Source organism: Lawsonibacter sp. OA9, assembly GCF_022440585.1.
Genome location: NZ_JAKNTI010000022.1, coordinates 2,199,151 through 2,211,809, shown reverse-complemented (window position 1 = coordinate 2,211,809; position 12,659 = coordinate 2,199,151). Strand labels below are relative to the sequence as shown.

12 protein-coding genes and 1 tRNA gene are annotated in these 12,659 nt (G+C 57.0%); 7 read left to right on the top strand and 6 right to left on the bottom strand.

What is annotated here, in order from left to right; genetic code table 11:
• Positions 1 to 5: 5 nt before the first annotated feature.
• The 4 genes from MCG44_RS11910 to MCG44_RS11895 are packed head-to-tail and all read left to right on the top strand — an operon-like array spanning position 6 to position 2,562.
• Positions 6 to 182 carry a hypothetical protein gene (locus tag MCG44_RS11910; RefSeq protein ID WP_186851830.1) on the top strand — a complete coding sequence of 59 codons (177 nt, stop codon included), beginning with the start codon at positions 6 to 8 and terminating at the stop codon, positions 180 to 182.
• Between the two features lie 37 nt (positions 183 to 219).
• On the top strand, positions 220 to 981 hold the full coding sequence (locus MCG44_RS11905) for a phosphoenolpyruvate-utilizing N-terminal domain-containing protein (RefSeq protein WP_240288424.1): 762 nt from the start codon (positions 220 to 222) through the stop codon (positions 979 to 981).
• A gap of 25 nt (positions 982 to 1,006) precedes the next feature.
• Positions 1,007 to 1,654: a DUF1847 domain-containing protein gene (locus tag MCG44_RS11900; RefSeq protein WP_240288422.1), complete on the top strand. Its 648-nt coding sequence runs from the start codon at positions 1,007 to 1,009 to the stop codon at positions 1,652 to 1,654.
• Between the two features lie 47 nt (positions 1,655 to 1,701).
• Positions 1,702 to 2,562: a TraX family protein gene (locus MCG44_RS11895; RefSeq protein ID WP_240288922.1), complete on the top strand. Its 861-nt coding sequence runs from the start codon at positions 1,702 to 1,704 to the stop codon at positions 2,560 to 2,562.
• Positions 2,563 to 2,699: 137 nt separating this feature from the next.
• Here the strand turns inward: MCG44_RS11895 and buk are convergent, their stop codons facing one another.
• Positions 2,700 to 3,788: a butyrate kinase gene (gene buk, locus MCG44_RS11890; protein WP_147573219.1), complete on the bottom strand. Its 1,089-nt coding sequence runs from the start codon at positions 3,786 to 3,788 to the stop codon at positions 2,700 to 2,702.
• Between the two features lie 12 nt (positions 3,789 to 3,800).
• The gene (locus MCG44_RS11885; RefSeq protein ID WP_147573221.1) at positions 3,801 to 4,700 is read right to left on the bottom strand and encodes a bifunctional enoyl-CoA hydratase/phosphate acetyltransferase; all 900 of its coding nucleotides are present in this window, start codon (positions 4,698 to 4,700) and stop codon (positions 3,801 to 3,803) included.
• A 128-nt stretch (positions 4,701 to 4,828) separates the two neighbouring features.
• On the opposite strand from MCG44_RS11885, the gene MCG44_RS11880 reads away from it, so the two are divergent.
• Positions 4,829 to 4,903: transfer RNA gene (locus MCG44_RS11880), tRNA-Thr, on the top strand.
• A gap of 299 nt (positions 4,904 to 5,202) precedes the next feature.
• On the opposite strand, the gene metG is transcribed toward MCG44_RS11880, so the two are convergent.
• The 4 genes from metG to mnmA all read right to left on the bottom strand — a co-directional run bounded on the left by metG (position 5,203) and on the right by mnmA (position 9,594).
• Positions 5,203 to 7,173: a methionine--tRNA ligase gene (gene metG, locus MCG44_RS11875; protein ID WP_240288420.1), complete on the bottom strand. Its 1,971-nt coding sequence runs from the start codon at positions 7,171 to 7,173 to the stop codon at positions 5,203 to 5,205.
• Between the two features lie 26 nt (positions 7,174 to 7,199).
• On the bottom strand, positions 7,200 to 8,069 hold the full coding sequence (locus MCG44_RS11870) for a hypothetical protein (RefSeq protein WP_240288418.1): 870 nt from the start codon (positions 8,067 to 8,069) through the stop codon (positions 7,200 to 7,202).
• A gap of 112 nt (positions 8,070 to 8,181) precedes the next feature.
• The gene (locus tag MCG44_RS11865) at positions 8,182 to 8,484 is read right to left on the bottom strand and encodes a hypothetical protein (protein ID WP_147573227.1); all 303 of its coding nucleotides are present in this window, start codon (positions 8,482 to 8,484) and stop codon (positions 8,182 to 8,184) included.
• A gap of 33 nt (positions 8,485 to 8,517) precedes the next feature.
• Positions 8,518 to 9,594: a tRNA 2-thiouridine(34) synthase MnmA gene (gene mnmA / locus MCG44_RS11860; protein WP_147573228.1), complete on the bottom strand. Its 1,077-nt coding sequence runs from the start codon at positions 9,592 to 9,594 to the stop codon at positions 8,518 to 8,520.
• Positions 9,595 to 9,900: 306 nt separating this feature from the next.
• On the opposite strand from mnmA, the gene nrdD reads away from it, so the two are divergent.
• Both nrdD and nrdG read left to right on the top strand, forming a co-directional pair.
• The gene (gene nrdD, locus MCG44_RS11855) at positions 9,901 to 12,027 is read left to right on the top strand and encodes an anaerobic ribonucleoside-triphosphate reductase (protein ID WP_186851839.1); all 2,127 of its coding nucleotides are present in this window, start codon (positions 9,901 to 9,903) and stop codon (positions 12,025 to 12,027) included.
• Between the two features lie 104 nt (positions 12,028 to 12,131).
• Positions 12,132 to 12,650 carry an anaerobic ribonucleoside-triphosphate reductase activating protein gene (nrdG, locus tag MCG44_RS11850; RefSeq protein ID WP_186851840.1) on the top strand — a complete coding sequence of 173 codons (519 nt, stop codon included), beginning with the start codon at positions 12,132 to 12,134 and terminating at the stop codon, positions 12,648 to 12,650.
• Positions 12,651 to 12,659: the final 9 nt, after the last annotated feature.

Here is a 12,659-nt window from a genome sequence, read left to right as displayed (position 1 = left end):
TCCTTATGAAAAATCGGGAAAAAAGAACAGGAACGGACCTGCTTGTCCATTATACCACGGCAATTTATCAGCGTAAAGCGGCAATTTTGAGTCAGAGGGAAGAAAAAGGGGGGAAGTTCGATGACAAGAGGGGCAAAATCAGCCACGCCTCGCCTTTACAAACGGAGAATGGGGGGCTATAATCAAAGAAATACCAGTGGAGAACGGGGAGGTGAGGGCATGCTGGAGTTGACTGGAAGATCCATCGCAGAGCAGATCGCCATTGGACAACTGCACTTTTACCGGCGTGAGCCCCCTGTGTTAGCCCCCCGCTCTCAACGCGGCCCCCAAGAGGAACTGGAGCGATTCCAACAAGGACAGAGACAGGCCGTACTGCAGTTGGCTGCCCTCTACGACCGTGCCTTTGCCGAGGTGGGGGAGGAAACAGCCTCTATTTTTGCCATCCACGCTATGCTGCTGGAGGATGAGGACCTTGTCCGAACCATAACGGACATGATACAAAGGGAGGGGGCCACGGCAGAATATGCTGTCAAGGCGGCGGGGGATGCTCTGGCCGCCGCCTTTGGAGCGATGGACAGCCCCTATATGCGGGCCAGATCGGTGGATATGAGGGACATCTCCCGCAGAATGCTCCGGGCGCTGCTGGGTCGCCGGCCAAAGGCACCCTTGACCCGGCCGGGGACCATCCTGGTCTGTGAGGAGTTTTTCCCCAGCGAGGTGATGGAGTTGGACCGCCGCTGGCTGGTGGGACTGGCGGCTATGCGGGGAAATGAGGACAGCCATACCGCCCACCTGCTGCGGGCCTATCACATCCCAGGCATGATTGAGCTGGACCTGTCCCCGGACCTGGAGTGGGAGGGACAGATCGGCCTGATGGACGGATTTGACAACAAGCTGTATTTGGACCCGGACCGGGAATTGATGGAGAAACTCCGCCTGAGGTATCAGGAGCGGGGTTGCCCCGTGGGTTGCGGGACATAGAAAGAAAAGAAAGGGGAGCGTACACATGGAGCGGGAGAGGAAGCGGAGGTTGAGCTGTACGGACTGCGGCCTGTACAACTGTCGAAACCGGGGGGAACAGTACCCGGAATTCTGTTTGACCACCGGATGTGTGGAGGCGGGGGAAACCGCTGAGTTGGACCAGATTTATGGCGGCGACACCATAGACGGGAAAATGGCTCGGGCCGCCGCCCAAATCGAGGGGCGGTATTACTGTACCAAGACCCGTGTAGAAGAAACCGTCCTGTTTATCAAGGAGATCGGGGCCAAAAAGGTAGGAATCGCCACTTGTTTTGGACTGATTAACGAAGCTAAGATCTTTGCCAAAATCTTGCAGAAAAACGGAATTAAGTATGTCAGTGTGGTGTGTAAGGTAGGGGGAGAGGACAAGGCGAATATGGGGCTAGCCCCTGAGGACACTATCTGCAAGGGGGCCCATCCGGAGACCATGTGCAACCCCATCCTCCAGGCACGGGTGCTCAACCGGGAAAAAACGGATCTGAATATCGCTATCGGCTTGTGTGTAGGCCATGACGCCCTGTTCAGCAAGTATTCTGACGCGCCGGTGACTACCCTCATCGCTAAGGACAGGGTGCTGGGCCATAACCCGGTGGCCGCTCTGTACAGCGGGTACTATAAAAAACTTTATGAGTGAATCGATCCAGGGATGCCGTGGGATGATTTGAGGAACCAGACTTGAAGGTGCTATTTGAAAGAATAAACGGTGGCGCGGACTGCCTGGATAGACGTTTGGAGCAAGTACAGTTCCTGACAGGAAATTCCTTGAAAATGATCGCTGTTATGGCGATGGTTATTGACCACACCTGCAAAATCGTCCTTCAGTGGCTCTTATCAAATTACTGGGGCGTAATGGTGGATACCGGGAAACTATCCTGGGAGCAGTTTGAGAAAATTGATTATTTCATTCGATTTGATCTGCAGAGCATAGGTACAATCGCGTTTCCGCTGTTTTGCTTTTTGCTGGCAGAGGGTTTCCAACATACTAGAAACAAGAAGCGATATATCGGGTTAATGCTTGTATTTGCGCTAATCTCCGAAATACCTTTTGATATAGGATTTTTTAGCAGATATTCGCTTATGGAGGGTACATTTCCGTTTTATTTAAAATATCAAAATGTATTTTTCACTTTGTTTTTAGGCTTATTGACATTAGCGTGTCTCGAAAGATGCTCGTGCAAATCACAGGTGCGCACTGATAAAATTAAGTCAGTGGTTTTGCAAGTTGTCAGTGTGGCGCTTTTTTCTGTAATTGCTGAACTGATACGCTGTGATTACGGGATACAGGGGATCCTGTTCATATCCGCGTTCTACGTCTGCCGCAGCCATCGGGTCTATCAAGTGCTGCTGTTCCTTCTGGCATATATGGGGGCGACTGGAAATCAGCCGACTATGTGCATCCTTTTTGCCTGTCTGCTCATTTTACTCTATAACGGCAGGCGGGGGAAACTGAAATTGAAGCGCTTTTTTTACGTATTCTATCCGCTGCACATTACGATTTTGTACCTATTCCGATTGCTCTTGGAAAAGTCGATGATAACCTGATCGCGCGATTTTGATTTGCCGGGGCACTGGCCCCCTGAAAAAACCTGTGCTGCGCATAACAAAGTCCTCCGTATGAATTCGATCATGCGGGGGACTCAGTTTGTTAAGCGATAATTCTGTAAGAGCGCAGACTATTGTTATCGAATCGGCATAGGGCAGACGGGGCAGAAAGTATGCACCTGTTCCTGGCCGTTGAGGATACGCAGAGCGCCCAGGGCCAGGGCCTCCATCTCGTTTTCTCCGGGGATGACCACCACCCGACACAGGTTGTGGAGATAATCGATGACCATGCTGGTGAGCTTTTTGGAGTTGGCCAGCCCCCCGGTGAGGATGACCGCGTCGATCAGCTCATGGAAGCAGCCCAGCATGATTCCAACGCCCTTGGCGATCTGGAGGGCTTGGGCCTGGTAGACCAGGGCCGCCCACTCATCCCCATCCTCGATACGGCGCTCCACCTCCCGGCAGTCATGGGTGCCCAGCAGGGCGGACATCCCACCCTCCCCCCGAAGCTTTTTCAGCATCTGGGCCTTGGTGTACTTGCCCGAGTAGCACAGATCCACCACATACAGCATATTCAAACTGCCCGCCCGGTCCGGGGAAAAGGGGCCGGCGTCGTCGGACACAGAGTCGATGATGCGCCCGTGGCTGTGTGCGGAAATGGAAATTCCACCCCCCAAATGGGCCACGACCAAATTCATATCCTCGTATTTCCGGCCCATGGCCTGGGCGTATTTGTGGCTGGTGGCTCTGGCGTTGAGGACGTGGCAGAAGCTGGTGCGGGTGACCTCCTTAAAGCCAGTGACACGGGCCTCCGGGGGCAGCTCATCACTGGTGACCGCGTCGTAGATATAGGCGGGGATGCGCAGCGGTTCAGCAAATTCCCGGGCCATCAATCCACCCAGGTTGGAGGCGTGGTCAAACACTGTGTGGTGGAGCAGGCAGTCGGTCAAGTTGTCATCCACCACATAGCCGCCGGCCACGATATTAGGAATGATGCCGCCCCGCCCTACCACAGCGGAAAGCTGCGTCAGGTCAAAGCCCTCCTGGGCCAGCCAGCTTCGGACCAGGGCCACCCGGTAGTCTAACTGGTCGTTGAGGGCAGGATAGGGGGACAGGTCCTGGTTGGTGTGCCCGATGCTTTTGAGCATCAACGGGTGCTCATCCTCGTAGACAGCGGCCTTGGTGCTGGTGGAGCCTGGGTTGAGGACTAAGATCTTGTGGGACATGTCAGCTTCCTCCTAATCCATGGCGGCGCAGAGCAGGATAGAGTAATATTTCTCCTCCGGCGTGGCCCCACGGGAATTGATGGTGATAGGGACCGCCGCTCCCAGCACGACTCCGGCCATCTGGCCGCCGGCCAAGCCATATAGGGCTTTGCCCAGTACGTTGCCCACGGCGATAGCGGGGACCAGCAGAATGTCCGCGTCCCCGGCCACCGGGCTGTGGTAGCCCTTCACCAGAGCCGCCTCGCGGTCAGTGGCCAGGTCCAGAGAGATGGGCCCTTCCACGATACAGGGACCGAATTCCCCCCGCTCTCCCGCTTCTTTTAGTGACAGGGCGTCCCCGGTTTCAGGCATAGCGGGATTCACCGTTTCCACAGCGCACAAGGCGGCGGCCTTGGGCCGTTCATAGCCCAGGAAGCGGCAGAAGTCCACCGCGTTTTTCAGGATATGGCCTTTCTGCTCCAGATTGGGGGCTACTACCATACCGCCGTCGGTGATGAATAGCAGCTTGTGGTAGCGGGGCACATCCAAAATAGCCACATGGGACATGACCTGGCTGGCCCGAATGCCTGTTTCCCGGTGGACCACCGCCTTGAGCAGAGTGCCGGTCTGAAGCATCCCCTTGATGAGGATATCCCCCTTTCCCTCCCGGATAAGAGCGACAGAGCGGGCAGCGCACTCCAGATCATCCTGGGCGTCTACGATCTGTTCTGGAGAGAGCTCCTCCCCCAGACTGCGGGCAATGGATCGGATCTCGTTCCGTCGGCCCACCAAGATGGGGCGGATCAGCCCGTCTCGGCGGGCGGCAAAGACTGCCTGTAAGGTGTGTTCGTCATGGGCCGCGGCTACCACCGCCTCCCTGGGGGAGAGATGTTGCAGCCGGCTCTTCAGAGCTGAAAAACTCGAGATGACCATGGGCGTCCTCTTTTCTGTCAGTTTGTCGCACCTATTCTAACATTCCAGAGAAAAAAAGTATAGGGCAAATTTGCTGTCCTTCCCCTTGACGGATGGGACCGGAATCGGTATAATATCATTTGTTATCCGCTAGTGTGGCTCAGGGGTAGAGCAGCTCACTCGTAATGAGCAGGCCGTGGGTTCGATTCCCACCACTAGCTCCACGTCGGAGCAAAGTCCGCTTTGCTCCGACGTCTTTTTATGCCTGGGGCAAAAAAGACGTCATCCGCCCGCTTCCCTGCTCCTCCTTTTCAACTGCGGCCCGCTCCGCTGGGCACACAGTTGGTGGGCCGCACTGTGGGCGGCATTTTTCGCCATGAAGAAATATCGATTTTGACCGTCCCTGCCAGCTCGTCGCAAGCGATATGTCGCTTGCGACGAGCTTTTTCATTGTAAAGAAAGGCACGACTTACGTCGTGCCTTTCTGAAAAAATAGGAAGTTTTCGATCATCAGCCCATGCACTCAGCACATCTTGGCGCCAGCGGGGATCTTGTCGTCCAGCATAAGCAGATTCAGGACCTCAGCGCCCTTCTCAGTGTGGACGGCGGAGATGAGCATACCGTTGGACTCCAGGCCCATCATTTTCCGGGGCGGCAGGTTGACGATAGCCATGAGGGTCTTGCCTACCAGGTCCTCCGGCTTGTACCATTTGGCGATGCCGGACAGGATCTGACGGTCGGTACCGGTGCCGTCGTCCAGGGTGAATTTCAGCAGCTTCTCGCTCTTCTTCACATTCTCACAGGCCTTGACCTTGACTGCTCGGAAGTCAGACTTACAGAAGGTGTCAAAGTCCACCTTGGCCTCCAGCTGGGGCTCTATTTCCAGGTCCGGGAGGGCGGACTTCCGGGCGGCTTCAGCCGCCGCCTCCAACTGGGCCAGGGCCTTCTCTGTGTCTACACGGGGGAACAGGTTTTCCCCCCGCTGGACGGTGACATCCCTCCGCAGGGAGCCGTAGACGGCGGCGCTGTCCCAGGTGCGGCACTCCTGGCAGGCGCCGATTTGGTCCAGTACCTTTCCGGCGGAGCCGGGGATAAAGGGGGTCAGCAGGATACCGGATACCCGCAGTACCTCCAGCAGGTTATACATGACCCGTGCCAGACGGGGACCGTTGGCCTCCATGTCCTTGGCCAGCACCCAGGGGGCGTTCTCGTCGATATACTTGTTGGCCCGGCCGATGACCTTAAAGATTTCCGTCAGGGCGTTCTGGAAGGCGTAGTGCTCCATCTGCTCCTCATACCTGGCGCGCAGGGAGGAGATGAGCTCCACCATCTCCCTGTCCATCTCGCCGTTTTCCGACTGATCTTCGGGCAGGGTGCCACCGAAATACTTGCCTACCATGGACACGGTTCGGGAGAGGAGGTTGCCCAGGTCGTTGGCCAGGTCCACATTGATAGTCTGAATCAGCGCTTCGTTGGAGAAGTTGCCGTCAGAGCCGAAGGGGAAGGTGCGCAGCAGGAAGAACCGCAGGGCGTCCACCCCGAACATCTCAGCCAGGATATAGGGGTCCACCACGTTACCCTTGCTCTTGGACATCTTGCCGCCGTCCAGCAGCAGCCAGCCGTGGCCAAAGACTTTCTTGGGCAGAGGCATCTCCATACTCATGAGCATGGCAGGCCAAATGATGGAGTGGAAGCGGACGATCTCCTTACCGACAAAGTGAACGTCGGCGGGCCAGAACTTTTCATAGTCGTGGTACTTGTCGTTGAACAGACCCAGAGCGGTGGTGTAGTTGAACAGGGCGTCCACCCACACATAGACCACGTGACCGGGGTCGAAGTCCACGGGCACGCCCCAGGTAAAGGAGGTCCGGGATACGCACAGGTCCTCCAGACCGGGCTTTATAAAGTTGTTCACCATCTCGTTGACCCGGCTGCGGGGCTCCAGAAAATCGGTGTCCTCCAGCAGATGCTGGATGCGGTCGGCGTACTTGGAGAGTTTGAAAAAGTAGGCTTCCTCCTCCGCGTCCTGGACGTCTCGCCCGCAGTCGGGGCACTTGCCATCTACCAGTTGGGATTCGGTCCAGAAGGACTCGCAAGGCTTACAGTACTTGCCTATATACTTACCCTTGTAGATGTCACCCTTTTCATACATCTTTTTAAAGATCTTTTGAATGGCGGATACGTGATAATCGTCGGTGGTGCGGATGAAACGGTCGTTGCTGATGTTCATCAGCTTCCACAGATCCTTGACTCCCTTGGGACCCTCCACGATGCCGTCTACGAACTCCTTGGGAGTAACGCCGGCCTCCTTGGCCTTGTCCTCGATTTTCTGGCCGTGTTCATCTGTACCTGTGAGGAACAGGACCTCATAGCCGGTCAGCCGCTTATAGCGGGCCATGGCGTCGGTGGCTACGGTGCAGTAGGTGTGGCCGATGTGCAGCTTATCGCTGGGATAGTAGATGGGTGTGGTGATATAAAAACGCTTTTTATCCATAGTAAAGCAGCCTCCAATTTATCATGTTATTCCTCGTCCGGAATGGAGCTCTCCTCGCGTTCAGCCCCAGAGGGCATTCGCTCTCCGGCGGGGAAGGAATTGTTGGACAGTAGCGCATATCCATAGCCCAGCAGAGAGAGGAGAAAGGCAGCGGTTAGAGCTAGCTGGAACCAACTGGGGCCGTCAGCCAGAGAGATTATCCCCAATGAGATGCCCAGCGAAGCGCAGAAGGTAAGCAGCTGAGGGTGGGAGCGGCCAAAGAAGAAACCAGCGGCGAAGTAGTGGCACAGCATCATCAGAATGGTAGCTGCCAGGGAGAAGCCGTACCGCATGGCGACGGGGTCAGTGCCGTGGAGCAGGTGGGTGGCAAACAGCCAGCACAGCCCGGTATAGCCTGGAAGGACAGAGAGCAGGGAGGTCAGCCGGTCCAGCTGGCCCCGATAGGCGGCCCGTCCGACCAGCAGCAGGGCGGCTCCGGAGCCAAAGGTGAGCAGGACCGTCAACAGCAGGACGGGCAGCAGGGCGGCGGGATAGGCGGACAGGTAGGCGTCCCGGCTGATGCGGAAGAGTTGGAACTGGTCCATCCACTCCAGCAGGCCCAGCAGGCCGGCCCCTAAAAAACAGAAGCCGGAGGCGGCCATCAGTCCCATAAAACCGGGAGAGGGACAGAAAAAGGCGTCCAGGAATCCCTCCGGCCTCCTTTTTCCATGGCAGAGGGCAAGAAAGGCCAGGACCAGGAGAGCCGTCAGGGCGAGCAGGGCAAAGGTGGCCGGCGCCCCGTGGAGATAGAGTTGAGTCTGGGCGTCATAGGCGGACAGCCACTGCCAGCGGCGCAGTCCAAAGCCCGCCAGGCCGCCCCCCAGGGCCAGACCCGGCAGGATGATTTCTTTTCGCATTGTATTGTGTGCCTCCTTAAACGGAGAAAGAAGTCGTGCCCACTATCATATACCAGTTTCCTCCAAAAAGCAACAGATATACCAGAGGGCTGCGGGCCTGGAAAAAGAGGGCCTATTTGCCGCCATTCCAGCGGTCCTGGCCTTTCCCGCCGAACTGGAACCACAGGGCCAGAATCAGCAAGATGACACCGATGATTGTGCAGGCGCCGCTGAACAGGGGGGAGATGAGCCCGTTCCGCTCGAGCAGCACGGTAATGGACAGAAAAACCAGGTTGCCAAAGAGCAGGGTGCGGGCAGTGGGGTCCATCCGCTTCCTGGCGCGGTCCTTCTCGTCGGCCAGCTTGGCCTGATTGGCCTGACGTTTGGCATTGATGGTGGACTGGGAGTGGCGCTTTTTATACTTCTTGTGGCTCATGGGTCAGGGAGCTCCTTTCGTATCTGTGAGGAATCAGGGGGTAATGGTGGCCCCACCTACCACCGTGTCACCGTCATACAGGACCACGGCTTGGCCGGGAGTGATGGCCCGTTGAGGCTGGTCAAAAGCGAGGTGGATGGTGTCCGGCCCGGTCTGCTCCACAGTGCAGGGCTGCTCCGCCATGCGGTAGCGGACCTTGGCCCGCAGGCGGACAGGAGCAGAAAGGTGGTCACAGGCGATGAGGTTCAGATCCGCCGCCGTGAGGGTGGAGCCATACAGGCTGTCATTGCAGGAGAGTACCACGGAGTTATCCTGGGGCCGGACCTCCTTGACATAGAGGCGCCCACGGGTGGAGGATACCCCCAGCCCCCGCCGCTGGCCCAGGGTGTAGTCGATGATGCCGGTGTGGGCCCCCAGGACCGCTCCGCCCTCATCTAAAAAGGGGCCGGAGGGATAGCTCTTTCCAGTATACTGGCGGATAAAGGAGCCGTAGTCCCCGTCGGGGATGAAGCAGATGTCTTGGCTGTCCCCCTTCTTGGCGTTGATGAGGTCAGCTTGGGCGGCAATGGAGCGGACCTCCTCCTTGGACAGAGCGCCCAGGGGAAACAGGGAGCGGGAGAGCTGCTCCTGGTTTAGACCAGCCAGTACATAGCTCTGGTCCTTCTCCGGATGGGCCGCCTTCTTCAGCAGCCAGCGGCCGCTCCCCCGGTCCAGCTCCAGCCGGGCGTAATGGCCGGTGGCCACCTTATCCCGGCCTGACTCCAAGGCCTGCTGGAGTAAAAAGCCGAATTTGACATACCGGTTGCAGACCACGCAGGGATTAGGGGTAAGCCCCCGCTCATAGGCGGAGGTAAAGGTGTCCAGAACATGGGAGCGGAAAGGGGCGCGGGCATCAAGCACATAGAAGGGAATACCCAGCTTCCCAGCCACGGACCGGGCGTCCTCCACGCCATCTGGAGGTCTGCCATCCTCCCGGCTCCCGTTGACCAGCGCGCCATCAAACATCTTCAGCATAACGCCCACTAGGTCGTGTCCCTCCTGCTGAAGCAGCCAGGCAGCGGTGGAGCTGTCCACACCACCGCTCATGGCCACAGCGATTCGATTTTGCATATGGGGACACCTCCTGCCGGGACAAATAAGGGTCAATCCGGCGATTTGCCGAAATTCGTTACAAAGTATATCACACTTTGGCCCTTGTATCAACCAAAAAGGCCAGAAAGAGGAAAGAAAGTTCCCGTTTTCTCTCGTTTCTTCAAAAAATATATGTTGTATCCGTTGGTAAAAAATAAGAGGCGACATACAAGATGTAGTGGACAAAACAAAAAGGACATGGTATACTTCTCCCCTGACAGTGTCTGGCGGCCATGCCGCCGGTTAGATAGTATACCATAAAGATACGGGAGAGGGAGACCAGCTATGAAAGTGATCAAGCGCGATGGGACCATCGTGGATTATGACCGAAGCAAGATCGTTACCGCCATCGAAAAGGCCAACGCCGAGGTGCCGCCGGAGGAACAGCTTGACCGGGCGCGCATCGACGCCATCATCGACCACATCGAGGGACTCAAGCGCCAGCGGATGCTGGTGGAGGACATCCAGGACCTGGTGGAGCAGGGGCTGGTGGAGGAAAACAAGTTCCACCTGGCCAAGACCTACATCATTTACCGCTATAACCGGGCCCTGGTACGCAAGGCTAACACCACCGACGAGTCTATCCTCTCTCTGCTGCGCAACGAGAACCAGGAGCTGGCAGAGGAGAACTCCAACAAGAACACCATGATCGCAGCCACCCAGCGGGACTATATCGCCGGGGAGGTGAGCCGGGATCTGACCCGGCGCATCCTGCTGCCCGAGCATATCTCCAAGGCCCACGACGAGGGGACCATCCACTTCCACGATGCAGACTACTTTGTCCAGCCCATTTTTAACTGCTGCCTCATCAACATTGGGGATATGCTGGACAACGGCACTGTGATGAACGGCAAGCTCATCGAGAGCCCCAAGAGCTTCCAGGTGGCCTGTACCGTCACCACCCAGATCATCGCCTGCGTGGCCTCCAACCAGTACGGAGGGCAGAGCGTGGATATGAGCCATCTGGGCAAGTATCTCCGCCGCAGCCGGGAGAAATTCAAAAAGCACATCGCCTATGAATGTGCCGGACAGGTGGACGAGGCTACCCTGGAGCGGCTGGTGGCCGACCGTCTGCGGGATGAGCTGAAATCCGGTGTCCAGACTATCCAGTATCAAATCAATACCCTGATGACGACCAACGGACAGTCTCCCTTTGTCACTCTGTTCCTCAACCTCCAGGAAGATGACCCCTATCTGGAAGAGAACGCTATGATCGTGGAGGAGGTGCTGCGCCAGCGGCTGGAGGGCATCAAGAACGAAAAGGGAGTCTATATCACCCCCGCCTTCCCCAAGCTGGTGTATGTGCTGGACGAGCACAACTGCCTCAAAGGGGGCAAATATGACTACATCACGGAACTGGCCGTCAAGTGCTCCGCCAAGCGGATGTACCCCGACTATATCTCCGCCAAGAAGATGCGGGAGAACTATGAGGGCAACGTGTTCTCGCCCATGGGCTGCCGCTCCTTCCTGGCCCCCTGGAAGGATGAGAATGGGAATTATAAGTTCGAGGGCCGCTTCAACCAGGGAGTGGTCTCCCTCAACCTGCCCCAGATCGGCATTCTGGCCAGGGGGGATGAGGAGAAGTTCTGGACGCTGCTGGAGGAGCGGCTGGACCTGTGCTTCGAGGCCATTATGTGCCGGCACAACGCGCTGAAAAACGTGAAGTCCGACTCCTCACCCATCCATTGGCAGTACGGGGCAATCGCCCGCCTGCCCAAGGGGGCTCCCATTGAGCCACTGCTGTACGGCGGGTACTCCTCCATATCTCTGGGTTATATCGGGCTGTACGAGGTGACCAAGCTGATGAAGGGCTGCTCCCACACCCAGCCGGGCGGCACAGAGTTCGCCCTCAGGCTGATGAACCGGCTGCGCCGGGCCTGTGACGACTGGAAGAAGGAGACGAATATCGGCTTTGCCCTCTATGGCACACCCGCCGAATCTCTGTGCTACCGCTTCGCACGCATTGATAAGGAGCGGTTTGGCACGATACCTGACGTAACTGACAAGGGGTATTATACAAATAGTTATCATGTGGACGTGCGGGAACACATCGACGCCTTTGAAAAGTTCACCTTTGAGAGCCAGTTCCAGAAGATCTCCACCGGCGGGTGCATCTCCTATGTGGAGATCCCCAATATGCGCCACAATCTGGAGGCCATGAAGGAGGTTGTCCGCTTCATCTATGACAATATCCAATACGCCGAGTTCAATACCAAGAGCGACTACTGCCAGGTGTGCGGCTTCGACGGGGAGATCGTCATCAACGACGACAACCAGTGGGAGTGCCCCTGCTGCCACAACAAGGATCGGTCCAAGATGAACGTCACCCGCCGTACCTGCGGCTATCTGGGAGAGAACTACTGGAACGTGGGCAAAACCAAGGAGATCAAGTCCAGAGTGTTGCACCTTTAAGTGAATTAGAAATTGAGGAGGTCGGCTGTGATGGGTCCGTTGCCCCCCCGTGTTCCCATTTCTAACTCCTTATTCCTCATTCCGGAAAGTTTGGAGGTTTTGCCATGAACTATGCCGACATTCGCCCCATCGACGTGGCCAATGGGCCGGGGGTACGGACTTCCATCTTTGTGTCTGGCTGTACCCACCACTGCAAAGAGTGCTTTAACCCGGAGACTTGGGACTTCGCATACGGTCAGCCCTTTGGCGGGGAGCAGAAACAGGAGATACTGGATTGCCTGTCCAAACCCTACATTCGTGGTTTGTCCCTGCTGGGGGGCGAGCCCTTCGAGCCTCAGAACCAGCGGGCGGTGCTGGAACTGGTCCGGGCGGTCCGAGCCCGGTTTCCAGAAAAGGACATCTGGTGCTACTCCGGCTATCTGTTTGAAAGCCTTCGGGACAGCCAGGTGGGAGAATACAGCCAGGAGCTGTTAAAGGAACTGGATGTACTGGTGGACGGGCCCTTTGTCCTGGAAAAGAAGGATTTGTCCCTCCGGTTCCGGGGATCGTCCAACCAGCGGTTGATTGACGTGCCCGCTTCACTGAGAGCGGGGGCGGCAGTGCTGTGGGACGGCGCGGAATAAAATAGAGAA